Origin of the sequence: Kribbella sp. NPDC050459, assembly GCF_040655315.1 — a bacterium.
Taxonomy (GTDB): domain Bacteria; phylum Actinomycetota; class Actinomycetes; order Propionibacteriales; family Kribbellaceae; genus Kribbella.
The window spans coordinates 501,985-523,547 of the sequence record NZ_JBFAJQ010000003.1; the positions used below are offsets into that span (position 1 = coordinate 501,985).

At 70.9% G+C, this 21,563-nt stretch carries 23 protein-coding genes; 13 read left to right on the plus strand and 10 right to left on the minus strand.

What is annotated here, in order from left to right:
• The 3 genes from AB0I12_RS13605 to AB0I12_RS13615 form a co-directional block, all read right to left on the minus strand.
• Window positions 1–612, minus strand: coding sequence for a hypothetical protein (locus tag AB0I12_RS13605; protein WP_359928906.1), 612 nt, complete (start codon window positions 610–612; stop codon window positions 1–3).
• 107 nt (window positions 613–719) lie between these two features.
• Window positions 720–1,682 (minus strand): hypothetical protein, encoded by a 963-nt coding sequence (locus tag AB0I12_RS13610; protein WP_359928908.1) that lies wholly within the window; start codon window positions 1,680–1,682, stop codon window positions 720–722.
• A gap of 23 nt (window positions 1,683–1,705) precedes the next feature.
• Window positions 1,706–3,142 (minus strand): DUF779 domain-containing protein, encoded by a 1,437-nt coding sequence (locus AB0I12_RS13615; protein ID WP_359928909.1) that lies wholly within the window; start codon window positions 3,140–3,142, stop codon window positions 1,706–1,708.
• Between the two features lie 115 nt (window positions 3,143–3,257).
• Between AB0I12_RS13615 and ppk2 the strand changes: the two genes are divergently transcribed.
• From ppk2 to AB0I12_RS13630, 3 genes are all read left to right on the plus strand, one after another.
• A complete protein-coding gene (ppk2, locus tag AB0I12_RS13620) occupies window positions 3,258–4,052 on the plus strand; it encodes a polyphosphate kinase 2 (protein WP_359928911.1) in 795 nt (264 codons plus the stop codon).
• A gap of 107 nt (window positions 4,053–4,159) precedes the next feature.
• Complete coding sequence (locus AB0I12_RS13625; protein ID WP_359928912.1) at window positions 4,160–4,969, plus strand: 2-oxo acid dehydrogenase subunit E2; 810 nt, start codon at window positions 4,160–4,162, stop codon at window positions 4,967–4,969.
• Window positions 4,966–5,748, plus strand: a complete 783-nt coding sequence (locus tag AB0I12_RS13630; RefSeq protein WP_359928914.1) for a universal stress protein — start codon at window positions 4,966–4,968, stop codon at window positions 5,746–5,748. Before AB0I12_RS13625 ends, AB0I12_RS13630 begins: the two co-directional genes overlap by 4 nt.
• Before the next feature lie 13 nt (window positions 5,749–5,761).
• Here AB0I12_RS13630 and AB0I12_RS13635 read toward each other — a convergent pair whose 3' ends face one another.
• From AB0I12_RS13635 to AB0I12_RS13650, 4 genes are read right to left on the minus strand one after another with little or no spacing between them, the layout of a single operon-like run.
• Window positions 5,762–6,280, minus strand: a complete 519-nt coding sequence (locus AB0I12_RS13635) for a DsrE/DsrF/DrsH-like family protein (protein ID WP_355691002.1) — start codon at window positions 6,278–6,280, stop codon at window positions 5,762–5,764.
• A 10-nt stretch (window positions 6,281–6,290) separates the two neighbouring features.
• Window positions 6,291–6,608 (minus strand): TusE/DsrC/DsvC family sulfur relay protein, encoded by a 318-nt coding sequence (locus AB0I12_RS13640; RefSeq protein ID WP_359928916.1) that lies wholly within the window; start codon window positions 6,606–6,608, stop codon window positions 6,291–6,293.
• Window positions 6,605–7,849 (minus strand): FAD/NAD(P)-binding oxidoreductase, encoded by a 1,245-nt coding sequence (locus AB0I12_RS13645; RefSeq protein ID WP_359928918.1) that lies wholly within the window; start codon window positions 7,847–7,849, stop codon window positions 6,605–6,607. The genes AB0I12_RS13640 and AB0I12_RS13645 overlap by 4 nt, the downstream gene beginning before the upstream one ends.
• A 57-nt stretch (window positions 7,850–7,906) precedes the next feature.
• Window positions 7,907–8,332 carry an Hsp20/alpha crystallin family protein gene (locus tag AB0I12_RS13650; RefSeq protein ID WP_359928920.1) on the minus strand — a complete coding sequence of 142 codons (426 nt, stop codon included), beginning with the start codon at window positions 8,330–8,332 and terminating at the stop codon, window positions 7,907–7,909.
• 151 nt (window positions 8,333–8,483) lie between these two features.
• Between AB0I12_RS13650 and AB0I12_RS13655 the strand changes: the two genes are divergently transcribed.
• On the plus strand, window positions 8,484–9,494 hold the full coding sequence (locus AB0I12_RS13655; protein WP_359928922.1) for a lysylphosphatidylglycerol synthase transmembrane domain-containing protein: 1,011 nt from the start codon (window positions 8,484–8,486) through the stop codon (window positions 9,492–9,494).
• Here AB0I12_RS13655 and AB0I12_RS13660 read toward each other — a convergent pair.
• On the minus strand, window positions 9,449–10,195 hold the full coding sequence (locus AB0I12_RS13660; RefSeq protein ID WP_359928924.1) for a phosphatase PAP2 family protein: 747 nt from the start codon (window positions 10,193–10,195) through the stop codon (window positions 9,449–9,451). The genes AB0I12_RS13655 and AB0I12_RS13660 overlap by 46 nt on opposite strands.
• A gap of 196 nt (window positions 10,196–10,391) precedes the next feature.
• Here AB0I12_RS13660 and AB0I12_RS13665 point away from each other — a divergent pair, with 196 nt between their 5' ends.
• From AB0I12_RS13665 to AB0I12_RS13685, 5 genes are all read left to right on the plus strand, one after another.
• Entirely contained in the window at window positions 10,392–11,297 is a 906-nt protein-coding gene (locus AB0I12_RS13665; RefSeq protein WP_359928926.1) for a lysylphosphatidylglycerol synthase domain-containing protein, read from the plus strand.
• Window positions 11,294–11,917 carry a glycerophosphodiester phosphodiesterase gene (locus AB0I12_RS13670; RefSeq protein WP_359928928.1) on the plus strand — a complete coding sequence of 208 codons (624 nt, stop codon included), beginning with the start codon at window positions 11,294–11,296 and terminating at the stop codon, window positions 11,915–11,917. Before AB0I12_RS13665 ends, AB0I12_RS13670 begins: the two co-directional genes overlap by 4 nt.
• A 119-nt stretch (window positions 11,918–12,036) precedes the next feature.
• Window positions 12,037–12,363 (plus strand): hypothetical protein, encoded by a 327-nt coding sequence (locus AB0I12_RS13675; protein ID WP_359928930.1) that lies wholly within the window; start codon window positions 12,037–12,039, stop codon window positions 12,361–12,363.
• Between the two features lie 5 nt (window positions 12,364–12,368).
• Window positions 12,369–12,740 carry a hypothetical protein gene (locus AB0I12_RS13680; RefSeq protein ID WP_359928931.1) on the plus strand — a complete coding sequence of 124 codons (372 nt, stop codon included), beginning with the start codon at window positions 12,369–12,371 and terminating at the stop codon, window positions 12,738–12,740.
• Window positions 12,737–15,328 carry a cation-transporting P-type ATPase gene (locus tag AB0I12_RS13685; protein WP_359928932.1) on the plus strand — a complete coding sequence of 864 codons (2,592 nt, stop codon included), beginning with the start codon at window positions 12,737–12,739 and terminating at the stop codon, window positions 15,326–15,328. Before AB0I12_RS13680 ends, AB0I12_RS13685 begins: the two co-directional genes overlap by 4 nt.
• Here AB0I12_RS13685 and AB0I12_RS13690 read toward each other — a convergent pair.
• Together AB0I12_RS13690 and AB0I12_RS13695 are read right to left on the minus strand one after the other, a co-directional pair.
• Window positions 15,249–17,213 carry a heparinase II/III family protein gene (locus AB0I12_RS13690; RefSeq protein ID WP_359928934.1) on the minus strand — a complete coding sequence of 655 codons (1,965 nt, stop codon included), beginning with the start codon at window positions 17,211–17,213 and terminating at the stop codon, window positions 15,249–15,251. The two genes, AB0I12_RS13685 and AB0I12_RS13690, sit on opposite strands and share 80 nt — an antisense overlap.
• Window positions 17,214–17,326: 113 nt before the next feature.
• Window positions 17,327–17,602 carry a DUF1876 domain-containing protein gene (locus AB0I12_RS13695; protein WP_359928936.1) on the minus strand — a complete coding sequence of 92 codons (276 nt, stop codon included), beginning with the start codon at window positions 17,600–17,602 and terminating at the stop codon, window positions 17,327–17,329.
• A gap of 160 nt (window positions 17,603–17,762) precedes the next feature.
• Between AB0I12_RS13695 and AB0I12_RS13700 the strand changes: the two genes are divergently transcribed.
• The 4 genes from AB0I12_RS13700 to AB0I12_RS13715 all read left to right on the plus strand — a co-directional run bounded on the left by AB0I12_RS13700 (window position 17,763) and on the right by AB0I12_RS13715 (window position 21,513).
• Window positions 17,763–17,939 carry a hypothetical protein gene (locus AB0I12_RS13700; RefSeq protein ID WP_359928938.1) on the plus strand — a complete coding sequence of 59 codons (177 nt, stop codon included), beginning with the start codon at window positions 17,763–17,765 and terminating at the stop codon, window positions 17,937–17,939.
• Window positions 17,939–18,433 carry a flavodoxin domain-containing protein gene (locus AB0I12_RS13705; RefSeq protein ID WP_359928940.1) on the plus strand — a complete coding sequence of 165 codons (495 nt, stop codon included), beginning with the start codon at window positions 17,939–17,941 and terminating at the stop codon, window positions 18,431–18,433. The genes AB0I12_RS13700 and AB0I12_RS13705 overlap by 1 nt, the downstream gene beginning before the upstream one ends.
• Window positions 18,434–18,673: 240 nt before the next feature.
• Window positions 18,674–21,226, plus strand: coding sequence for a LuxR C-terminal-related transcriptional regulator (locus AB0I12_RS13710; protein ID WP_359928942.1), 2,553 nt, complete (start codon window positions 18,674–18,676; stop codon window positions 21,224–21,226).
• Window positions 21,227–21,306: 80 nt separating this feature from the next.
• A complete protein-coding gene (locus AB0I12_RS13715; protein WP_359928943.1) occupies window positions 21,307–21,513 on the plus strand; it encodes a hypothetical protein in 207 nt (68 codons plus the stop codon).
• Window positions 21,514–21,563 lie beyond the last annotated feature (50 nt).

Below are 21,563 nucleotides of genomic sequence, written 5' to 3' on the forward strand. Positions count from 1 at the left end.
CTATTTCTGGCCGCGCAGCCAGCGTGGGGCGATCGTCCTCCACTCGGCGTCCCAGGCCCGCAGGCGGCGACGGTCCAGCGGGACCCGGGCAAGGCGGAACAGGCCCCACAGCAGCAACCACGAGCCGAGGACGGTGAACGTCCCCGCGGTGGCGCCGTACGCCGCGTCGTCCGACGTGGAGCGCGGCGCGGCGACGATGGCGCCGGACCGGTCGAGCCACACCGTCACGCCGGCGCCGGACTTGGTACCGCGGACGACGGTCGTGTAGCCCTCGCGTTGGGCGCCTTGGGCGTCGACGTACCCAACCTTGATGACGGTCAGTACGTCCCCGGGCACACTCGGCACGTCGTGCTCGGCGCTCTCCAGGGTCTGCGCCCGCACCTCGTGCAGCGCCGCCCGCTGCCGCTGCGACGAGGCGTCGAGCGTGTTCCGTACGGCGTTGCCGGTCGCCGCTCCGATCGGAAGCATCAGCAGCGCAGCGATCAGCGCACACCACAGCAGCGTGCTCTCGAGCCTGTCGGACCGACGCCGCATGGCGTTGCGGCCGATCCCGAGCCGACGCGTCTGCATGAGCACCCACAGTTCCCCGGACCGTTGCTTGGCGGCACTCATGAACACACCCCTCCTGGCTGCGGCTCCCCCTGCACACCAGGTTCGGCCTTCCGGGCCCCCGTGGTCAGGGCCCAAGGTCCCGACCTTGGCGGACCACCGGGCCCACCTCAGTCGCCGAGCAGTACGTCCTCGGCCGGGCGCCTCGGCGTCGGCCGGACCTGCGTGCCGTAGCCGAACCGGATCACCGACTGCGGACGCTGCCACGGCCCGAGGGGATCGTTGATCTCGCCGCGGAGTTCCTCGTGCTCGATCGCCTGGTTCAGCATCGAGGTCGAAACCCCGCGGGCGGTGGCCTCCAGCAGGACGTGTTCCAGGGCCTGTCCGGCGCGCAGCCACTCGATCGGCCCGTCGAACCGGGTCGCGAGCACCGCCAGCTGCGGCTCCCGCTCGAAGTCGGCCGCCGGCCGCGCCGCGTCCGCCTCGGTCGCGGCCAGGTCCCGGACGACCGGGGCGCCACCCGCGGCCCGTGAACCCAGCGCGCTCGACGGGACCCCGTCGGCGGTCCGGTCGCCACCGACCCAGCGCCGGCGCTCGGCCGTCCGCGCCTTGTCCTCGTCGTCCGCGGTCACCGCCTCGTTCGTTGCCATCTGCAACCACCAGCGCCGGGTCGGCTTGTCGATCCACTGCAGGACCGCGCCCTCGACGCGGGCGCACAGGTCGAGCTCGACCCGCAGCTGCGCCGGCAGCCGCTGCTCGGTGAACGGCTCCCGGTTCGTCCGGCGCTCGGTCAGGTACGGCGCGAGCGCCGCCATCGGATCGTTCGGCGCCGCCTCGAGCTCCACGACGGCGACCAGGTCCGGCCGCCGCTGATCGACGAGATGCCTGACCACCGACCCCATCCCCCGGGCGGCCGCGGCCACCCGGAGGTTGAAGATCGCCGCGCCGAGCGACACGAACAGCATCCGCCGCGACGGATCCTCCGCCGGCAGCTCGCGCTCCCGGTCCCGGTACACCTCGACCGCCCGGTCCGCGAACCGGAACCGCCACGGCTGCGTGTTGTGCATCGACGGCGCCAGCACCGCGGCCGCCAGCAGCGCCTTCCGGTCCTGCTCGCTCAGCATCTCGTCCATCCCGACCACCTTCGTCAGCAGGTTCAGAACCGGAACACCACGCGGGCCGGGATGTCGCCGGCCAGGACGGCCTCGATCGACTGGTTGACGTCATCGAGCGTGCGGTCGACGGCGATCACCTTGGTCCGGCCCGCCGCGTGCAGCGCGAAGACGTCGGCCAGATCGTTGCGGGTACCGACGATCGAACCGATCACGGTCTTGCCGTTCAGCACCGTGTCGAAGATCGGCAGGCTCAGTGCGCCGTCGCCGGCCGGCAGCGCGACGCAGACCAGCCGTCCGCCCCGGCGCAGCGACCGGAACGCCTGGTCGAACGACCGCGGATCAGCCGCCAGAGCGACCGCGACGTCGGCGCCGCCGAGTGCCTGGATCGCCTCGACCGGATCGGTGGTGGCCGCGTTCACCAGGTGATCCGCACCGAGTTGCTTGGCCATCTCGAGCTTGCTGTCCTCGATGTCGACGGCGACCGTCACGCCGCCGGCGATCCGCGCGTACTGCAGCGCCAGGTGCCCCAGTCCGCCGACGCCGAAGATCGCCACGGTCTCGGCCGGCGCGACACCGGCCACCCGGATCGCCTTGTACGTCGTCACGCCGGCGCAGGTCAGCGGCGCGGCGTCCCGGGAGGAGACCTCGTCCGGCACCGGGTTCGCGAACGCGGCGGGCAGGACGGCGTACTCGGCGAAGCTGCCGTTCACGGAGTAGCCCGAGTTGCGCTGCTCGAGGCAGAGCGTCTCCCACCCGCCGATGCAGTAGCGGCACTTCCCGCACGCGTAGCCGAGCCACGCGATCGCGACCCGGTCACCGACCGCCCGCTCCGTCACGCCGTCGCCGAGCTTCTCGACGATCCCGACGCCCTCGTGTCCGGGCACGAACGGCGGACTGGGCTTCACCGGCCAGTCACCGTGCGCGGCGTGGATGTCGGTGTGGCAGAGCCCGCTGGTCTCCATCCGTACCAGCACCTCACCCGGCCCGGGCTCGGGAATCGGTACCTCCTGGATCTCCAGCGGTTTCGTGAAGTCGGTGACGACAGCTGCTTTCATGACAGTCCTTTCAGACCTTTCGGACGGACGGGAATCGGATGCGCGCACACGACCGGCCGGCCGGGTGACGAAGTGGCCGCCGAGCCCGGCGGGAAGCGAGAACCCCGCCGGACCGCCGGACGCGATGTCGAGCAGGACCGCGTCCTGGCCCCAGGCCTGGTCGAGCCGCCGGTCGATGTAGAACGGGCTGCCCTCGATCTCGCCGAGCAGCACGTCACCCGGACGGACCGGGAACTCGTGCTCCGGGTAACACATCGGGGTGCTCCCGGCACCGCGGTCGGCGAACTGGACGAACATCACCGGCGCCCCGCGGGTGTCGGTCAGGTGACGGATCGCTTGGCGGGCAGCCTCGGTGGCGGTGATGCGACCGGCCGGCCTCAGGGACTCGGGGGCCTCAGAACGGTTGGGTGCGACGTACTGCATGGCCCTGCTCCTTCGGATCGGCGCGTCGTGCCCTTCGAGCGAACAGCCGCCGGGACGTCGCTCGTAGGGCCGAAAGACCTGTCCGGCGGGTGCCGGAATGCGGCATTGTTCAGGGATGGAGAAGTTGCCGAAGAAGGCCTACGAGCGCGAATTGCTGCGGCTGCAGGCCGAGCTGGTGAAGTTGCAGGAGTGGGTGCGCGTGGAGGGCGCCCGGCTCGTGGTCGTCTTCGAGGGGCGCGACGCCGCTGGCAAGGGCAGCACGATCAAACGCGTCACGGAGTACCTCAATCCCCGCGTCGCGCGGATCGTCGCGCTGCCCGCCCCGACCGAGCGGCAACGCACCGAGTGGTACTTCCAGCGGTACGTCGAACACCTGCCGGCGGCCGGCGAGATCGCCCTGTTCGACCGCAGCTGGTACAACCGCGCCGGGGTGGAACGCGTGATGGGGTTCTGCACCAACCAGGAGTACGCCCGGTTCCTGCACCAGTGCCCGATCTTCGAGCGGCAACTGGTGGAGGACGGCGTCCTGCTGCGCAAGTACTGGTTCTCGGTCAGCGACAGCGAGCAGGAACGGCGGTTCCGCAGCCGGCTCGAGGACCCGATGCGGCGCTGGAAGCTGTCCCCGATGGACCTGGAGTCGATCACCCGCTGGGAGGACTACTCGCGTGCCAAGGACGAGATGTTCGTCCACACCGACATCCCGGAGGCGCCCTGGTACGTCGTGGAGAGCGAGGACAAACGCTCCGCGCGGATCAACATGATCGCGCACCTGCTGTCGACGGTCCCGTACCACGAGGTGCAGCGGCCGCCGCTCGCGCTGCCGCCGCGGCCGCCGTCGAAGGGGTACGAACGTACGCCGCGGGAGATGCAGACCCAGGTGCCCGACCACGCGGCCCGCCTGCGCGACTGAAGATCCGTCTGAGAGTCCAAGGTCCTGCACGGAGAGGACCGACGGCCGGTGCGGACGGCGGCCCCGGAGGCCGATGCTCGGGTCAGATCGGCTCCAGGAGGTGGACCGTGGGCGCACAGATCAGAGCTGTGCCGTGGGTACGGCAGTTGGTCATCGATACCGGGCGCGCCGCACGGCGCAGGCACGCCATCCACGGCCTGTTCGAGGTCGACGTCACGTCGGCGCGCGACGCCTTGCGCCGCGAGCAGGCCGACCAGTGGTTCACCGCCTTCGTGATCCATTGCGTCGCCGCGGCGGTCGCCGCGGATCCGGGCATTCAGGCGTACCGCAACCTGCGCGGCCGGGAGGTCGTGTTCGACCAGGTCGACGTGGGGCTGCCGATCGAGGTCGAGGTCGACGGGCAGCCGTTCGCGTTCACGCATGTGCTCCGCGACGCCGGCCGCCGCGCGATCAAGGACCTCCACCAGGAGATCCACGCGGTCAAGACCGACCCGCATCTCAGCCCGTCGGTGCACAAGGCGCCATGGGTGCACGCGTACCTGTTGCTGCCCGGCTTCGTCCGGGTTCCCCTGCTCGGAGCCCTCCACCGGCTCCCCCACCGTCAGCAGTCGCTGGCGGGCACCGTGGGTGTCACGGCGGTCGGCATGTTCGGCGCCGGAGCGGGCTGGGGCATCGGCTTCCAGCTGCACACCCTGAGCGTCGTGGTGGGCGGAATCGCCCGGCGGCCGATCGTCTTCCAGGGCACGCTGGTGGAACGCGAGTTCCTGCAGCTGACGGTCAGCGTCGACCACGACGTCGTCGACGGCGCGCCGGCGGCGCGTTTCATCGGCCGGTTGCGGGAACTGCTCCAGGCCGGCGACGGCATCCCCACCGGCCGCGCGGGCACCGCGCCCGTCCACTCCCGGAGGATCGGATGAAGCACCTCCCGGTCGTCGTCGGCATCGACGGCTCCCCCGCGGCGGACGTCGCGATCAAATGGGGCACGCAGGAGGCCGCGGCGCTGCGGAGCCCGCTGCATCTGGTCTACGCCCTCGCCCCGGGCAGCGCGCCGGCGCAGGCCGGGGAGGTCGTCTACAAGGCGGTCGCCCAGGCCCGCGGGCTGATGCCGGGGATCGTCATCGACTCCCGGATCGAGAGCGGCTCGCCCTCCGCGGCGCTGGTCAAGGCGTCCGGCTCGGCGGCGGTCGTGGTGATCGGCAGCCGCGGCCTCGGCCTGATGATCGGCGCCCTCGTTGGCTCCACGGGGCTCGACCTGGCCGCGAACGCCCGCTGCCCGGTGGTCGTCGTACGGCCCGATCTCGGCAGCATGGCCGGCGTCCGGGTGGTCATCGGGTACGACGGTTCGCCGGCCAGCGACACTGCCCTGGACTTCGGGCTGGAGCACGCGCGCCGGCACGATCTCGCCGTCCGGGTGATCGCCGCCGAACCCGCCGGGACCGCGTTGCACCGGATCAGCGAGAACGAACTCCGCGAGGCCGTCCACGCCCGCGGCGGGCACGACGCCGAGCTGGTCCACATCACCGGCCATCCCGCCGAGCACATCCTGCGCCTGTCGTCCGACGCCGCGCTGATCGTGCTGGGCGCGCGCGGCCGCGGCGGCTTCGCGGGCATGCTCATCGGCTCGGTCAGCCAGACCGTTCTGCACCACGCCGACTGCCCGGTCGCCATCATCCCGGCCGCCGCGGCCGGCGGCTGACACCTCCGGGTACTCAGATGAAGATGATCTGGGCGCCGTCGGTCTTCTCGATGAAGTCGGCGGCACTGATGATGCCTTCGACGTCCTCGGACAGGTCCGACTCGTCGAGGTGCATCATGTCGGCCGACATCCGGCACGCCCAGAGGTGACCGCCGGAGGCGACGATCTGCTCGAGGAACTCGGGGACGTCGGGGACGCCGATCTCCTGGATCTGCTTCTTCATCTGGTGCGTCGCCATCGCGGTCATCCCGGGCAGGCCGCCGAGGCCCTGCGGCAGGTGCGTCGCGGTGTTGCCGAGCATCGTGAACTTCAGGTCGTGCATCCGCGACTTGGTGATCATGTCGAAACCCCAGAACGTGAAGAACAGGTGCGTCTCCACGCCTTCGCCGAGCGCGGCGTTGGCCAGGATCAGGCCCGGGTAGGCCATGTCCAGGTTGCCCTTGGAGCAGATGATGGCCAGCTTGCGGCCCTCGGTCGCCGCGTCGCCGAAGTCCGGCGTCACCAGCGACGAGGTGTCAATGGTCGTGGTCATGGTGTCCTCCTCAGACACAACCGCGGGGTTTCGGCAGGCCGGCGACGTACGCCATCTTCTTGGCCGGCTTGCCCGGGAACAGCACGAACAGTTGCTTCACGGGGATGCCGGCCAGGGTCGACACCCGGCGCAGCGTCGCGGTCTCGCCGTGCGCCGGGTAGTCCTGACGCAGGAACCGGATCGCCTTCCAGTGCTCGTCGGTGAGCTCGATGCCGATCCGCGCGGCGAGCTGTCCGGCGAGTTCCTCGGTCCACTCGTCGTACTCGGTGAGGAAACCTTCCGCGTCGGTATGGATCGAAGGGTGGATCGAAGGCTGCACGGTGGTCATGGTCGGACCTCCTCGTCCGGTCGGTGTTTGCCGCTCATCGACATCCGGGTGGGGACCGGCAGGCGGTGCCCCGGGAGCAGCAGGTTCCAGTAGATCCAGCGGAACGCGAGCTTGCCCCAGTGGTTCGCCTTCGTCTCGCGGAGCAGAGACAGCGGCCCGAGTCCGCCCAGCGGGTAGCGGCCGGGCAGCGGTTCGGTGTCGTAGTCGAAGTCGATCAGCAGGCCCTTGCCGTCGCCGGTCTCGACGAAGCAGTTGGCGTGTCCGTCGAAGCGGTGCGTCATCGCGCGCCCCTCGACGTACTGGCAGAAGTTCGCCACGAACACCTCGGCGGAGAAGTGCGCCACCGAGCCGGCCTTCGACGTCGGCAGGTCGTTGGCGTCGCCAACCGCGAAGATGTCCGGGTGTGCCGTGGACTGCAGGGTGCCCTTGTCCACCGGGACGTAGTTCAGCTCGTCGCCGAGCCCGGAGGCTCCGACGAAGTCCGCACCCATGTTCAGCGGCACCGTGACGAGCAGGTCGTACCCGATCTCACGCTCGTCGTAGCTGACCAGTACCTTCCGGTCGGCGTCGACCCGCTCGACCAGGAAATCGGTCTCGACCGCGATCTTGCGGTCGTCGAGCAGCCCGCCCAGGTACCGCGCCGCGATCGGCTTGGTGAACGCGCCGTCCAGCGGTGTCACGTAGACCAGCTCGACCTGGTCGCGCATCTCCCGCCGGCGGAAGAACGCCTCGGCGAGGAAGGTGAACTCCAGCGGCGCGACAGGGCACTTGATCGGTTGTTCCACGACGTGGACGACGAGGCGGCCGCCGGTGAAACCCTGCAGGGCGTCGCGGAGCGCGAAGGCGCCGTCGTAGGTGTAGAAGTCGTGGATCGTGCGATGCCATTGGCTGCCCAGCAGGCCGGGAGTCTGGTCCGGCCGCGGGCTGGTGCCGGTGGCGACGACCAGGTAGTCGTAGCAGACCACCTCGCCGTCGGACAGCCGGACGGACTTCCGCTCCGGGTCGACGGCGGCGATCTCGCCGATCAGCAGCTGGATCCCGTTCCGCAGCAGCCGGCGGCGCGGTTTCAGCAGATCCTCCCGCCCGCCGAAGGGGACGAACAGCAGACCGGGCTGGTAGAGGTGATCGCGTTGGCCGTCGATCACGGTGATGCGCCAGTCGTCGAGCGGCAGGCGGCGGCGCAGCTTGTTGGCCACCATGGTGCCGGCCGTCCCGCCACCGAGGATCACCAACCGTCTCATGGTCAGGTCCTTTCTGGGCCCGGCCCGGTGCACCGGGCCGGGCCGGGTCGGAGGGCTTCAGTCGGTGTGCTCGATCGTGATGGTGCGGGTCTCGGCGGCCTTCGCCGAGATCGGCACGGTCACTTCGAGGATCCCGGCCCCGTACTTCGCGACGACGGCCTGCTCGTCCGCGCCCTCCGGCAGCAGCACCCGGCGGGTGAGCGTGCCGTAGTGGAACTCCGAGCGGGTACCTTCGCGCTCTTCCTGCTGACGGGTCGCGGTGACGGTCAGCATGCCGTTCGCGACCTCGACCTTGATGTCCTTGTCCGGATTCAGGCCGGGCAGCTCGGCACGGACGACGTACTTGTCGCCGTCGGCGAACTCCTCGATCCGGACGCCGCGCAGCGTCGCCGGCATCGTGAACAGGCTCGGCAGGCCCTCGGCCCAGTCGAACAGTTCCGCGAACTGCCGGCGGTTGTCCCTGTGCTGCAGCGTGCTCGCCATGGTGTCTCCTTCCTGTCGCCTTCACTTGCACTTCCACCACACCTCGCGGACGGTCACCGGAGCAGGGCCCTCCGCACCGGAACGCCCCGGACCTTCGGCCCTCCCCCGGCGGCGTTCGGAGAACGAAGCTGCGGAGAGGAAGGAGCGACGCATGCGCAGCGCGACGGGGACCGTGCCGGTCCGGTACCGCCGGGTCTGGTCCGCGGTCTCCCTCGTCCTGCTGGTCGCCCTGATCGAGTACGTCGTCCTCCCGAAGCTGGCTCCCGCGCGGGACTCCCTCGATCGGGTCACGCGGCTCGGGCCGCTCTGGATCGTCGCCGCGGTCGCACTCGAGGCCGCGAGCCTGGTCAGCTACTCGCTCGTGACCCGCGCGCTGCTGGGTGGGAGCCGGGTCCGGTTCTCGTGGATCCTGCGCTCCGACGTCACCGGGTACGGCGTGAGCCACGTCGTACCCGGCGGCGCGGCGACGGCGACCGCGCTCCGCTTCCGGCTGCTCCAGTCGGGCGGGGCGCGAACCACGGACATCACCGCGACGATCACGGCCGAGGCCATCGGTTCGTACCTCGCGCTGCTCCTGATCGCCTGGCTGACCTCGATCCCGGCCCTGTTCCTGCGCGACGCGACGCCGGCGTACCTGGCGATGTTCCTGATCGGGCTCGTCACGATCGCCGCCGGCGTCCTCGCTGTCCGGGAACGTTCCGCCGTCGAACGGTTCGCGGCGCGCGTGCTGCGGGTGCTCCTGCGCCGGCTCCCTCGCCGCGTGCGGCCGTGGGTGACGTCGGTCGCGCTCCGGCTGCGTGACCTGGTGGCCGCCCGCGCGGTCCGCAAGGCCTTCCTGATCTGGGGAACGCTGAACTGGCTTCTGGACGCGGCCGTGCTCTGGACCTTCCTGCTCGCGTACGGCGAACTCGTCGGTCCGGTGCCGCTGCTGCTCGCGTACTGCGCCGCGAACCTGGCCGCCGCCGTTCCGCTCACGCCCGGCGGCATCGCGATCGTCGAGGGGATCGCGATCTCGACCCTGATCGGCTTCGGCGTCCCTGGCGAAACCGCCGTCCTCGCCGTCCTGTCCTGGCGGCTGCTCCAGTTCTGGGCGCCGGTCCCGGCGGCGGGCCTGTGCTATCTGAGCCTGCGAGCCCAGCGCGGCTTCCTGCCCAGGCGGTAGCCGACCAGCAGCCCGAGCAGCGCGATCGCTCCGCCGGCGAGGCCGTCGACGATGTAGTGGTTGGCGGTCAGCACGATCGCGCAGAACATCAGCACCGGCATCAGCCAACCGAACAAACGGATGATCCAGTGCGCGCCCAGGCTCGCGACCGCGATCCCCATCAGCAGGTTCCAGCCGAAGTGCAGGCTCGGCACGGCCGCGTACTGGTTCACGAAGGCCGGCGGCTGCAGGACCCGGTACGCCGACGTGCGCTCGGCGACCGTGTCGACGAAGCCGTACGCCGTCAGGAACCGCGGCGGCGCGACCGGGAACGCCGCGAAGATCACCAGCCCGATCGCACCGGACAGCAGCATCGCGTTGCGGAACATCCGGTACGCCTCCCGTTGCCGGATCAGCAACCACAGCAGCGTGACCAGCAGCACCGGCCAGTGCCCGTAGATATAGATGTATCCGAACAGTTCGGCCAGCCAGCCGTGCTGGATCACGGTCTCCTGCAGCCGCGGTTCGACGAAGATCCCGGTCGACTGCTCCAGGGCGACGACGTTCTCGGCGTTGCGGTAGGCGGTGTCGATCCGCGTCGTCATCAGTCCGCGAACCGCGAAGTACAACAGGATCGCCGCCGTGATCACGAGCAGCTCGCGAGCCACGTGACGCATCCGGTCCGTCGCCCGCAGCACCGCTGTCAGATCCCCTGCCACCATCGGCCGCACCTCCTTCGTCCACGCTGGCAACCGGCCGGTCCCGCGACCTAGAGGCATAGCGCCCGGCCGGGCCGGGACGAAGGTCCACGACAGGCGCCGAGATGCCGGATTTGCATCGGCCGGTTATGGTCCTGGCATCGCATTGCCGGGTGGCGCGTCACCGTGCGTCGCACCGGAGGCCCCGGAAGGACCCCTCATGCAACTGGGCCGAGAACATTTCACACGTCTGGGGCGTGGCGGCCGAAAGATCATCACTCATCGCGGCGTGCGCCTCGTCGCGCTGGTCACAGCGGTCGTTGTCTCGCTGTGGAACGTCGAACGCGTCCCGCACACCGCCGTACTACCGGCGGTGCTCGGTCTGCTGCCGTTCGCGATCGGCAAGTACATCCTGTGTCCGCTGCGGTGGCACGCGATCTCGACCAGCGGCCGGACCCGCCGCTGGCACCTGCGTGCGTACGCGGAGAGCGAGATCCTCGGGCTGATCACGCCCTGGCACGCCGGCGCCGACCTGTGGCGGGTGCATCGGCTCGAGACCACCGGAGTACGCCGGGCCAGCGCGGCCGCCGAGGTCGCGCTGGACCGCTTCGTCGGCGCGGTCGGTCTGGTCGTCGCGGTGGCGGTCACCGGAGTGACGCTGCCGTGGACGGTGCTGGCGATCGCTCTCGGCGCCGCGGCGCTGGTCCTGGTGGCGGCCCTCGTCGTACGACGCCGGCGTCCGAGCCTCACCGGCCGCTGGCCGTGGCCGTCGCCGAAGGTGTTCGCGCTCGGCGTGCTGCTGTCGATCGGCTACCAGGCGACGATCCTCGGTCTGCTCGTCGGAGCCATCGCCGCGGTCGGCGGCCCGGTGCCCGGGCTGCAGCTGGTGGCGGTGTTCGGCGCGAGCCAGGTGGCCGGCGTACTGCCCGGTGTCCACGGCGCCAGTCCGCGGGACGGAGCCCTCGTCGCCGGCCTGGCCGCGATCGGCGTCTCGTGGCGCGAGGCGTTCGGTGCGGTCGCACTGACCACGTTGCTGTACTGGATCCCGGCGTTGCTGATCGGCGGCAGCCTGATGTTCCTGCGCTGGCGCGGCTGGTTCACCGAACGGCACCCCGAGACGGCATGATGCGACCACTCGCCATCGCACACCGCGCCGGCAACGACCTCGGCCTGCTGCGGTCCGCCCTCGACGGCGGCGCCGACCTCGTCGAGGCCGATATCCATGCATATCGCGGCCGCTTGGAAGTGCGGCACCGCAAGACGCTCGGGCCGTGGTGGCTGTGGGAGCGCGGCGAGCTCGTGCGGCGCCGCGACGTACGGGTGCCCGAGCTCCACGAGCTGCTGACGGCGGCCGACGGCGATCCGCGGTTGATGCTGGATCTCAAAGGGATCCATCCGTGGCTCGCGCGGCGGCTGGCGGCCGAGCTGCCCGGGACCGCGATCACCGTCTGCACCCAGCACTGGTGGATGCTCCGCGCCTTTCGCGACCTGGCGAATGTGCGGCTCGTCCTGTCGGCCGGAAGCCGCCGCGGCCTCAGGCGGGTGCGCGCCCGGCTCCGGCGGCGGCCGGCGTACGGCGTCTGCGTCCACCGGCGGCTGCTCACACCCGAGACGGTGACCGAGCTGCGACGGACCGCCGACGTCGTGTTCACCTGGCCGGTCGACACCGCGGCCGACCTCGCCGACGCGCAACGCCTCGGAGTCGACGGAGTGATCGGCAAGAACCTCGGCGTCCTGGCCCGCTGACCGGCCCGCTGAAACAGGTCCAACGCCCCCTGTGACGGCGCGCCCCGCGACGGATGCTCGAAGTGAGGACGGCGTCGTCCCCTGCGGCCGCCGCCCCGAGCCTGCCGAAGGGAGTCGCCATGTCCAAGCCGTCGACCGCCAACGCGACCCGCGGAGTACGGCGGGTGCCTCCGTCGTCGACCGGATGGTTCGTCTGGATGACCGGGCTGTGGATCGTCTTCTTCGTCCTGCTCTCCCAGGGCCGTCTGGACGATCTGGCCGCCTGGATCCGTGACCTGCCGCTGGTGGCCGAGATCCTCGTCTGGATCGCGTTCTTCCCCCAGGTCCTCGCCACCGCCGTCTGGACCAGTGACTGGTCCGACGCCCTCCGGACCACACTGGTGGTCCTCTTCGCCGCCGGCTGGACGATCGTCTCGATCCCCCGGCCGCGGTCCGGTCGGAGGTGAATGCGATGCGCCTCCGCGTCCGCGACATCCTCGCCGTGGTGCTGCTGCTGGCCGTCCTGGTGCCGTACGTCGGCTACCTGGTCGACAGCGACGTACCGTTGATCGACGACCCGCGCGCCATGGCGTCCACCGGTTTTTTCCTGGGTGGCCTCGCCTTCTGGGTGATCCGTGGCGGTCAGCGCACGACCCGGCTCGGACGCGTCGAGGCCGGCGCAGCCGGGCTGGCCCTGGTGCTCTACGTCCTGACCATCGCGCTCGCCGCGACGGGCGGCGTCGAGCTGCTGCTCGCCGCCTTCATGTGCAGCCTGTTGCTCGTCCTCGCACTGGACCTGCTCGACCGGGGCCGCCCGCGGCATGACGCCGTAGTTCGCCGATGACCGTTCAGCAGACCTCTCCGCGTGGCTTGTCCGCGGAGCAGGCCGCACTGCGGCTTGTCGAGCACGGACCGAACAGCATTCCGGCACCGCGGCCGCCGTCGCCGTGGCTGCGGGTCCTCGTCCAGCTGCGGGATCCGATGATCCTGCTCCTGATCGCGGCCGCGATCCTCACCGCGAGCCTGCGCGACTACACCGACCTGGCGGTCATCCTGGTCGTCGTCATCCTCAACACCACCGTCGGCGTCGTCCAGGAGATCCGCGCCGAGCACGCGCTCGCCGCGCTCAGCCGCCTGGCGGCGCCGCACGCCACCGTACGGCGCAGCGGCCACACCACCGTGGTGCCCGCCGCCGACGTCGTACCCGACGACGTGGTCCTGCTCCAGGCGGGTGACGTCGTACCGGCCGATCTCGTCCTGTTCGACGCGGTCCAGCTGCAGGCCGACGAGTCCACCCTCACCGGCGAATCCGTTCCGGTCGAGAAGGACCCAGCCGGCGAGGTGTTCGCCGGAACCGTCGTCACTCGCGGCCGCGGCACCGGCACCGTCACCCGGACGGGACCTGGCAGCGCACTCGGCCAGATCGCCGCACTACTGTCGAACCAGCGCCCACGAGCGACGCCGTTGCAACGCAGGCTCGCTGGGCTCAGCCGGACGCTGAGCATCGTCGTCGTCGCGCTCTCCGCGATCGTCGCCGTAGCCGGCCTGGTCCGCGGGCTGCCGCTCCTGAGCATGGTCGTGACCGCGGTGAGCCTGACGGTGGCCGCCGTCCCCGAATCGCTCCCCGCGGTGGTCACCCTCGCGCTCGCGATCGGCGCGCACCGCATGGCGCAACGCGCCGCGGTCGTCCGCAAACTGCCGGCCGTCGAGACACTCGGCGCGGTGACCGTGGTCGCGACCGACAAGACCGGGACGCTCACCGAGGGCATCATGCAGGCCGAGCAGCTCTGGACCGAGTCGGGCGCAGCCACCGCGACCGGCGTCGGCTACGAACCTGCCGGCGAGCTCCGGCCGCCCGGTTCCGGCGCCGTCCGGCGACTGCTGCGTGACGTTGCCTTGTGCAACGACGCTGCGCTCCGGCCGCCGGCCGCCGACCCCGCCGACACTGCCGACACTGCCGACACTGCCGACCGTGCTGCCTGGCAGCCGATCGGCGATCCGACCGAGGCCGCGCTCCTGACCCTCGCGCACCGCGGATCGGTCGACCCCGACGAGCTGCGCGCCGCGTATCCGCGGACCCACGAGGTGCCGTTCGACAGCACCCGCAAACGGATGACCACGTTCCATGAACAGCCCGGCAGCGACGACCTTCTCGTCATCGGCAAGGGAGCACCCGAGGTCATGCTCACCGCCGACGTCACGCCGTACGGCGACATCGCGCGGGCGAAGGCCGTCGCCGCGGAGCTGTCGGAGGCCGGGTACCGCGTGCTGGCGGTCGCCGACAACGCCCTGCCGCCCGGTGCGCCCCGGACCGAGAACGGCCTGCGGCTGGCCGGGCTGGTCGCGATCACCGATCCCGTGCGGCACAACGCCGCCGAGGTGGTCGCGTCGTTCGGCCGGGCCGGCATCGGCCTGCTGCTGATCACCGGCGACGCCCCCGGCACCGCGCTCGCGGTCGCCGAACGCGTCGGTGTCCACGACGGCCAGGTCGTCACCGGAGCCGACATCGACGCCGGCCAGGACCCGACCGCCGGCCGGGTGTTCGCGCGGATCCGGCCCGAGCAGAAGTTCGGCATCGTCCGCGCCTGGCAGGCCAAGGGGCACGTCGTCGCGATGACCGGCGACGGCGTCAACGACGCGCCCGCGCTGCGGCGCGCCGACATCGGCGTCGCGATGGGCCGCGGCGGCACCGAGGTGGCCCGCCAGGCCGCCGACCTGGTGCTGACCGACGACGACCTCGGCACGGTCGAGGCCGCGATCGAGGAAGGCCGGCGGATCTACACCAACATCCGCACCTTCCTGCGGTACGCGCTCGGCGGCGGCCTCGCCGAGGTGCTGGTGATGCTGATCGGTCCGCTGCTCGGCTTCGCCGTACCGCTGCTGCCCGGGCAGATCCTGTGGATCAACATGCTCACGCACGGTCTGCCCGGCGTCGCGATCGGCGCCGAACCCGCCGATCCGCGGGCCATGCGGCAACCGCCGCGGTCGCCGCAGGAGCAGATCCTCGGTGCGGGCCTGTGGCAACGAATCGCGTGGACCGGCGCCCTGATCGCGACCGTGACGCTGACCGCGGCCCTCTGGGCCCGCAGCGCCGGTGCGCCGTGGCAGACCCTGAGCTACCTCGTCCTCGGGCTTGCCCAGCTCGGTGTCGCGCTGGCGTTGCGCCGGCCGACCCCGTCGGGCGGCCGACGCTTCCGCTTCCTCGACCTCGCGGTCGCCGGCGCCGTGGCGGCCCAGGTGCTGCCGCTGATCCTCGCTCCGCTGCGCGACCTTCTCGGGCTGCAGGCAGTGACAGGCACCGAGGTCCTGTACGCGGCCGCACTGGCCTCGGTGCCTGGTCTGGTCACCGCCGTCAGCCGGCTCGGTAGAGCGAACCGCCGCCGGAGATCGCGATGGCTGCCGCCTTACCGCCCACGTTCAGCGAGACGATGAAGGTCGAACCGGACGAGCGCGCCTTGAAGGTGACCGCTCCGGACGCCCGGACCGGGACGACGAACGACAGGATCGACGCCGTCTTGCCGGAGCGAGCCATCATGATCGTCGGTGCGGACCTCCGAACGTAACTGCTCGGGTAGGTCCAGCCCTGGATCGGGCTGCTCTGCCCCTGCTTCACCAACGTCGCTCCGGCCGGCAGGGCCTGCTTGAACGGCACCTGGAACAGGACCGTCCTCGTGCTGTCACCTGCCGCGATCGCGGTTGCGGTCGTCCGCGAGTAGACGGTCGCGCGCTGATCGGACGGCAGGTGCCACAGCGTCTGGAACGACTGAGCGGTCCGCGCGGAGGCAACGTCCCACGTCACGATCAGGTCCGGGTTCTTCAGCACCAGAACCCGCCGTACCCGGCTGATCCCGCTGCCCGGTGCGTCGGTGAACACGTAGGACTCCGACGTGGCTTTCACCGAGTACGCCGCCAGCCTGGTGGTCGGGTTCGTGTACGTCGACATCGGTGTCGTCATCATGCTGTGCGCACTGGGGCCGAGCGTCCAGGTACGCCAGACTCCCGCGTTGTACGCCGCGTACCCGCCGTTGATGACGATGTCGCGACCACGGGCGGTGTAGGTGATGCCGGTGTGGTCGAAGTGTCCGTGGAACGCGCGCGGCGGGCCGTACCTGATGCTGTACGCCGACTCGCCCCTGAAGCCCCTCGTGGGATCGGTGCCCCACCCGGTCCGGCCGAACACGTAGCCCGCCGAGTAGACCCCGACCCGCCACAGCGGCGCGGTGCCCTTCGTACCCAGTGAACCGGCGTACTCCATCGGCGTCCCCGCGTACGGGTAGGTCGCCTGGAGTTCGGTGTCGCCGATCTGGGGCAGCCGGCCGACTGAGTTCGTCGCCAGCGTCAGCCACTTCGCCAGCAGTGCGCGGCGCGTCTGGATCGTCGTACCGGGAGAGACACCGCCGTTCTGCAGGACGGCGATCGCCCGGCCCCACAGCTGGTAGTTGAACGCCGCGTACCCCGTCGACTGCTCGTTCGTGGAACCTTGCGCGTCGATCGAGGTGGTGATGCCGGCCGCGAGACGTTTGACGGCGAGGTTCTTGTAGTCGCTGCGATTGAGGGTGACGCCAACGCCGAAGAGCGCGATGCTCTCGTCGGTGCCGTGGTTCCACGCGCCGCTCCAGTAGTTGGTGAGGAACCGTGCGTGACTGAGCAGGGCCGCGTCCACCCACGCGTACCGAGCCGGGACTGTGGTGACTTTCAGCCCGGACAGGATCGCCTGCCGCAGGCAGATCAGCACGTTCGTGCGGTGCATGGTGGACTCCCACGCGCCGACGTTCGCCTTCCACGAGTACGGATTGTCGCGGTACCAGTCGTAGGCGATCGTGTTCACCCGCGTCAGCGCCGTCAGGTTGCCCGTGCTCGCGGCCGCGATTCCTTGGCCGAGCCAACGAAGCGAGTGGAACCACATGTACCAGCTGGCGTTCTTGTACGGATTCAGCGACCAGTTGATGTTGCCGCCGCCGTTACCGACCTTGTACGCCGCGTACGGTCCCCAGGTGAACTTGTCGGCGTACAGATTCGCCAACGGATTCGTCTTCTCGAGCCCGCTGTAGCCGGGGCACGCGTAGAACGGTGCCGCCAGGCTCTGGACCGCCGCGGTGCCGATGTCCGTGGCCGGCGCGGCCGTCGCTGGTACGACGTTGCTCGCGCCCGGCACGAACTGGGACTCCCCCGGGTCCTCCGATGCCGGATCGATCGTGATGCCCGTCGTGGTCGCCGGCGTTGCTGACGGTGCCCGGCTGGCACCGGCCGTCGTTCCCGCCCCCAGCAGCAGAACGGCGATCCCAACGATGACGCAGTACGCCCGTTTGAATCTCATCGTTCTTCCCCCCTTCTGCACCGCCGCCGAACGGCAGCGATGCAGATGAGGGTCGAACGGGTTATCTACGGGTCCCAGAGGCCAACGTCCCGATCGGAACGGGCCGGTCGGCGTCAGCCGTGCAGGCGAACGCGCTCGTGGGTGATCGCCTCGATGTCCGAGGCCGCGGCGTGCAGCAGCTTGTGCGCGAGGTCCGACAGCGCCCTCGCGACGGCCAGCTCGTCGCCGATCTCGGCGATCTCGGTGTCGGTCGGGTTCCGGTGCGAGGCGCCGGTCCCGACCAGGTGGGTGTTGTCCCCGGTGTGCAACCGGGCCTCCGCCCGCGTCGTCCGGTCGTCCTCGTGCTCGTCGACGTAGATGTCCACCCGCCATCGCCTACTGATGATCATGATCTCGTCCTTCCGCCCCGGCAGACTTCCGCTGTCCCGGCCATCCTCGGAGGACCGCCGGCGACCTGCCAGGGCCGTCCGGACCTGAAGCGCGGGAACTTCTGCCCTGCCGCGCGTACCCGGCCGGGCGTGTGCTGGAGGCGTAAGAGAGGAGGCAGCCATGAGCGACTACGAGAAGCACCGCACCCAGGCCGACGCCCGACGCGCCGCCGCCCGCCGGCGGTACAGCTCGCCCGTGGCCGAACAAGCCGTCCTGCGGCACCTCGGCGCCGAGCTCTACAAGGAACGGCGCCAGGCCGAGGAGGGAGCCGGGCAAAGCACGAGAAGGAGCCGCTGATGTCCGAGAAGGTGCTGGTCACCTACGCGACCAAGATGGGCGCGACCGCCGGGATCGCCGCCGCGGTCGGCTCCGAACTCCGCGCGGCCGGTCTCCAGGTCGACGTCCGCGAACTCGGCGCCGTCCAGGCGGTCACGCCGTACGACGTGGTCGTCCTGGGCAGCGCGATCTACCAGGGGCACTGGCTGCCCGAGGCCGTCCGCTTCCTCCGCCGGCACGAGCGCCGGCTGCGCGCCCGGCGTGTGTGGCTGTTCCACTCGGGCCCGGTGGGTGTCATCAGCCACCAGGACCAGCCCGTCCCGCCGGACGTGGCCCGCCTGGCCCGCCTGGTCGCCGCACCCCCGATCAAGACGTTCGCCGGGAACCTCCAGCCTGACGCGGTCGTCCACCACCCCGACCTCGAACGCCTCACCACCGACTCCAGGGACTGGGCCGAGATCCGCGCCTGGTCGCACGAGATCGCCGCCTCCCTACCGGCCGGCGCCGAAAACTGAGCCGTCAATCAACCCCGCCACGCCGGCCTGCCGCGCGGGCTCGATGCCTCCCGCAATCGATCCGGACCAGTTAGTCTCGATCGAAGAGATGGCGAGCGAACCGCGGAGTTGGACAGGCGACGAGTCTCAGGGGGGAGGCGGACGGCGATGGCGCCGCAACCGGAGGTGGCCGGTCGCCGGTCGACTCACCGAACCGTGCGGCCTCCTTCGGGCCCGGCGCCCCGCCCGCCGCGAACGCTGGTGACCCGCGAGCGTCTGCACAGGGCGCTGGACCGGGGATTCCGGCAACCGCTGACGATGCTCGTCGCGCCGGCCGGAACCGGCAAGACCGTCCTGCTCGCGGACTGGGCGGCGCGGTCCGAAAGCCCGATCCGCTGGGTCAGTGCGACCGGCGTCCCGGCGGCGCTCGACGAGTTGCTGATGCCCGCGGACGACTCGGAGCTCGTGATCATCGACGACGCGCACCTCCTGCCCGCCGGCGCGCTCGAGCAGCTGTCCGGTCTCCTCGCGGCCCTGCTGCCGGGCGCCGCGAGTCACGTCCGGCTGCTGATCGCGAGTCGCTACGACCTTCCGCTGCCGGTCGTCGAACTCGAAGTGCACGGCATGGCGTCGATCCTGCGCGCACGGGATCTGCTCTTCCGGGACGCCGAGGCGGCCGCCCTCGTCCGCGCTCACGCCGCGGGAGCCAGCCAGGTCGAGGTCGACCTGCTCCAGGAGAAGGCTGCGGGCTGGGCGGCGGCGCTGGTCCTCGGAGCGCGCGCGATCGGGGGTTCGGGCGACGCGCAGGCGCCGGTGCTGACCGAGCGGCCGGTGCTCGACCTCCTGCTCGGCGAGAGCTTCAACATGCTCGACGAGCGGACCCAGAACGTCCTGGTCTGCACCTTCGGCGAGCCCGACGTCACCTCGCGGCTCGCCACCGTGCTGAGCGGGGACAAGGACGCCGGCGCCTTGCTCGCCGACCTGGCCGCCAGCGGTCTCCTCGTCACGGCGTACGGCGAGGAGCCCGACACGGGGACGACGTACCGCTACCACCCGCTGCTGGTCGAGTTGCTCAGACGCCTCGTCGCGGTCGGGTCCGACGATGCGAAACGCGTCCTCGCGGCGCACCGCCGGGCCGCCGTCTACTTCGAGCATCACGGCGACGCCAACCGGGCGCTCGGGCATGCGCTCGCGGCCGCTGAACCGGTTCTGATCGCCCGGACGTTGCTGGACCACGGTCCGGCGATCCTGGCGGCCGGCGACCTCGACCTGGTGGCGGCGGCATTCGACGCGCTGCCGGACGACTACCTCGACACGCACACGCATCTTCTCGGCGTCCGCGGGATCCTTCGGCGCCTGACCGGCGATCTGACCGGGGCCGTGATGGACGCGAGCCGCGCGACCGCCCTGCTGTCCGCAGCCGGGTCAGGCCCGGAAGAGAGCGCTCTCGAGGCCGACGTCCTGCTGCTGCGCCTGTGGCAGTCACGCTTCGGCTGGGACGACGTCGACGACGCGATCGAGGCGGCCAAACGCTTGCTCGAACGCGCCTGGGGCCAGAGCGACCGGCGCGCGATCATCGGGCTGGAGCGGCTGGCCTGGCTGCTCGTGGAGCTCGCCGAGGCGGAGATGCTGGCGAATCGCGTCGACGACGCGCTCAGCCACCTCGACGACGTCCTGGTGACCGCCCGGATGGCACATCATCCCCAGCTGGTCGCCGCCGGACTGGCGGACCGGGCGGTCCTCGAGCTGACCCGTGGCCAGGCCGGGAGCGCCGCCCGATCGGCCCAGTCGGCTCTCGACGCCGCGGCGAGCCACGGGTTGTCGGACGAGTACGTCGTCCGGGCGCAGCTCGTACTCGGGCTGGCAGCGTTCAACCGCCTCGATCTCGACGAGGCGCGGCGCTGGCACCACGCGACGACGGCGGTGGACGCGTCGAGCACCGACATCCTCGTCGCCGCGCTGCGGGAGACGCTGCGGACGATCACGGTGATCGAGGACGGCGAGCTCGACGAGGCCCGTCTGCAGCTGGCGTCCGACCCGCCGAACTCGGGGCCGATGCCGGCGTTCCTGGTGCGTGACCTGGCGCTGCTGCGCCTGTGGGTCGCGGTCCTGGTCGGTGACCGGGCCTCGGTCGCGGCGCAGATCGGCGTCCTCGAGACCTCCGGCAACACTGCCGAGGCCGCGCTCGCGAAAGCCGTCGACTCGATCGGCGAGGGCGACGTCCGCAGCACCCTGGACGCGGTGGACGCCGCGCTGGTGCTGCCCGGGGTCCATCCGGCGCTCGCCGCGTCGGTCAAGGCCTTCCGTACGATCCTCCTGCTCCGCATCGAGGAGGACGCGGCGGCCGAGGAGGCGCTGGCGGACCTCCTCAACGACGTCGCCCCGCAACACCTGCTGCACCCGCTCGCGATGGCCGGCCTCGAACCGAGGTTCATGGACCTGCTGCAGCGACACACCGCGGCGCCGGCCGCGCACCCGTTCGCGTCCACCGCGCTCGACAAGCTCTCCCATTACCAGGCGCACCGGCGCTCCCGGGGCGGATTCGTCCCGGTCATCCCGACCGTGGACATCGCACCGGCGCAGCCGCCGCGGCCGCTGGACGCCGTCGTCAACGGAGCGACGATCCGCTTCACCGCGCGGGAGGCCGAGGTCCTGGACGAACTGGCCCTCGGAAGCTCGTACGCCGAGATCGCCCAGTCGCTGTTCATCACGGAGAACACCGTGAAGACGCATCTGCTGTCGCTGTACCGGAAACTGGGCGTCGACAAGCGGTCGGCGGCCCTGCGCACAGCTCGCTCCATCGGTCTGCTCTGACCGCTCCCCCGGCACGGGTGATGTTCTCGGGCGGTCCACGCAGCAGAGTCATGCTGTCGGACGTGGAAGAGGGCAGTGTCATGGCTCATTACGTGATTCGGGTCAAGGGCGACCTGTCGCCGGAGCTGACCAAGGTGTTTCCCTCCCTGATGGCGAATCGGGAACCCGCCCAGACGGTCCTGCACGGCGACCTCGAGGACCAGTCGGCCCTGACCGGCGTGCTCAACCACCTGGACACCCTCGGGATCACGATCATCGAGGTGGTCCAGCTCCCGTCCTCCACCTGACCCGGCGGCGCGGTCACCCGGACCGGGTGAGGTGCCCCCGCGCGACGAAA

Bases quoted from the DNA above. Each gene is read 5' to 3' on its own strand.
- AB0I12_RS13605 (WP_359928906.1), bottom strand. From the start codon at position 612: ATGAGTGCCGCCAAGCAACGGTCCGGGGAACTGTGGGTGCTCATGCAG.
- AB0I12_RS13610 (WP_359928908.1), bottom strand. From the start codon at position 1,682: ATGGACGAGATGCTGAGCGAGCAGGACCGGAAGGCGCTGCTGGCGGCC.
- AB0I12_RS13615 (WP_359928909.1), bottom strand. From the start codon at position 3,142: ATGCAGTACGTCGCACCCAACCGTTCTGAGGCCCCCGAGTCCCTGAGG.
- ppk2 (WP_359928911.1), top strand. From the start codon at position 3,258: ATGGAGAAGTTGCCGAAGAAGGCCTACGAGCGCGAATTGCTGCGGCTG.
- AB0I12_RS13630 (WP_359928914.1), top strand. From the start codon at position 4,966: ATGAAGCACCTCCCGGTCGTCGTCGGCATCGACGGCTCCCCCGCGGCG.
- AB0I12_RS13635 (WP_355691002.1), bottom strand. From the start codon at position 6,280: ATGACCACGACCATTGACACCTCGTCGCTGGTGACGCCGGACTTCGGC.
- AB0I12_RS13640 (WP_359928916.1), bottom strand. From the start codon at position 6,608: ATGACCACCGTGCAGCCTTCGATCCACCCTTCGATCCATACCGACGCG.
- AB0I12_RS13645 (WP_359928918.1), bottom strand. From the start codon at position 7,849: ATGAGACGGTTGGTGATCCTCGGTGGCGGGACGGCCGGCACCATGGTG.
- AB0I12_RS13650 (WP_359928920.1), bottom strand. From the start codon at position 8,332: ATGGCGAGCACGCTGCAGCACAGGGACAACCGCCGGCAGTTCGCGGAA.
- AB0I12_RS13655 (WP_359928922.1), top strand. From the start codon at position 8,484: ATGCGCAGCGCGACGGGGACCGTGCCGGTCCGGTACCGCCGGGTCTGG.
- AB0I12_RS13660 (WP_359928924.1), bottom strand. From the start codon at position 10,195: ATGGTGGCAGGGGATCTGACAGCGGTGCTGCGGGCGACGGACCGGATG.
- AB0I12_RS13665 (WP_359928926.1), top strand. From the start codon at position 10,392: ATGCAACTGGGCCGAGAACATTTCACACGTCTGGGGCGTGGCGGCCGA.
- AB0I12_RS13670 (WP_359928928.1), top strand. From the start codon at position 11,294: ATGATGCGACCACTCGCCATCGCACACCGCGCCGGCAACGACCTCGGC.
- AB0I12_RS13675 (WP_359928930.1), top strand. From the start codon at position 12,037: ATGTCCAAGCCGTCGACCGCCAACGCGACCCGCGGAGTACGGCGGGTG.
- AB0I12_RS13680 (WP_359928931.1), top strand. From the start codon at position 12,369: ATGCGCCTCCGCGTCCGCGACATCCTCGCCGTGGTGCTGCTGCTGGCC.
- AB0I12_RS13685 (WP_359928932.1), top strand. From the start codon at position 12,737: ATGACCGTTCAGCAGACCTCTCCGCGTGGCTTGTCCGCGGAGCAGGCC.
- AB0I12_RS13690 (WP_359928934.1), bottom strand. From the start codon at position 17,213: ATGAGATTCAAACGGGCGTACTGCGTCATCGTTGGGATCGCCGTTCTG.
- AB0I12_RS13695 (WP_359928936.1), bottom strand. From the start codon at position 17,602: ATGATCATCAGTAGGCGATGGCGGGTGGACATCTACGTCGACGAGCAC.
- AB0I12_RS13700 (WP_359928938.1), top strand. From the start codon at position 17,763: ATGAGCGACTACGAGAAGCACCGCACCCAGGCCGACGCCCGACGCGCC.
- AB0I12_RS13705 (WP_359928940.1), top strand. From the start codon at position 17,939: ATGTCCGAGAAGGTGCTGGTCACCTACGCGACCAAGATGGGCGCGACC.
- AB0I12_RS13715 (WP_359928943.1), top strand. From the start codon at position 21,307: ATGGCTCATTACGTGATTCGGGTCAAGGGCGACCTGTCGCCGGAGCTG.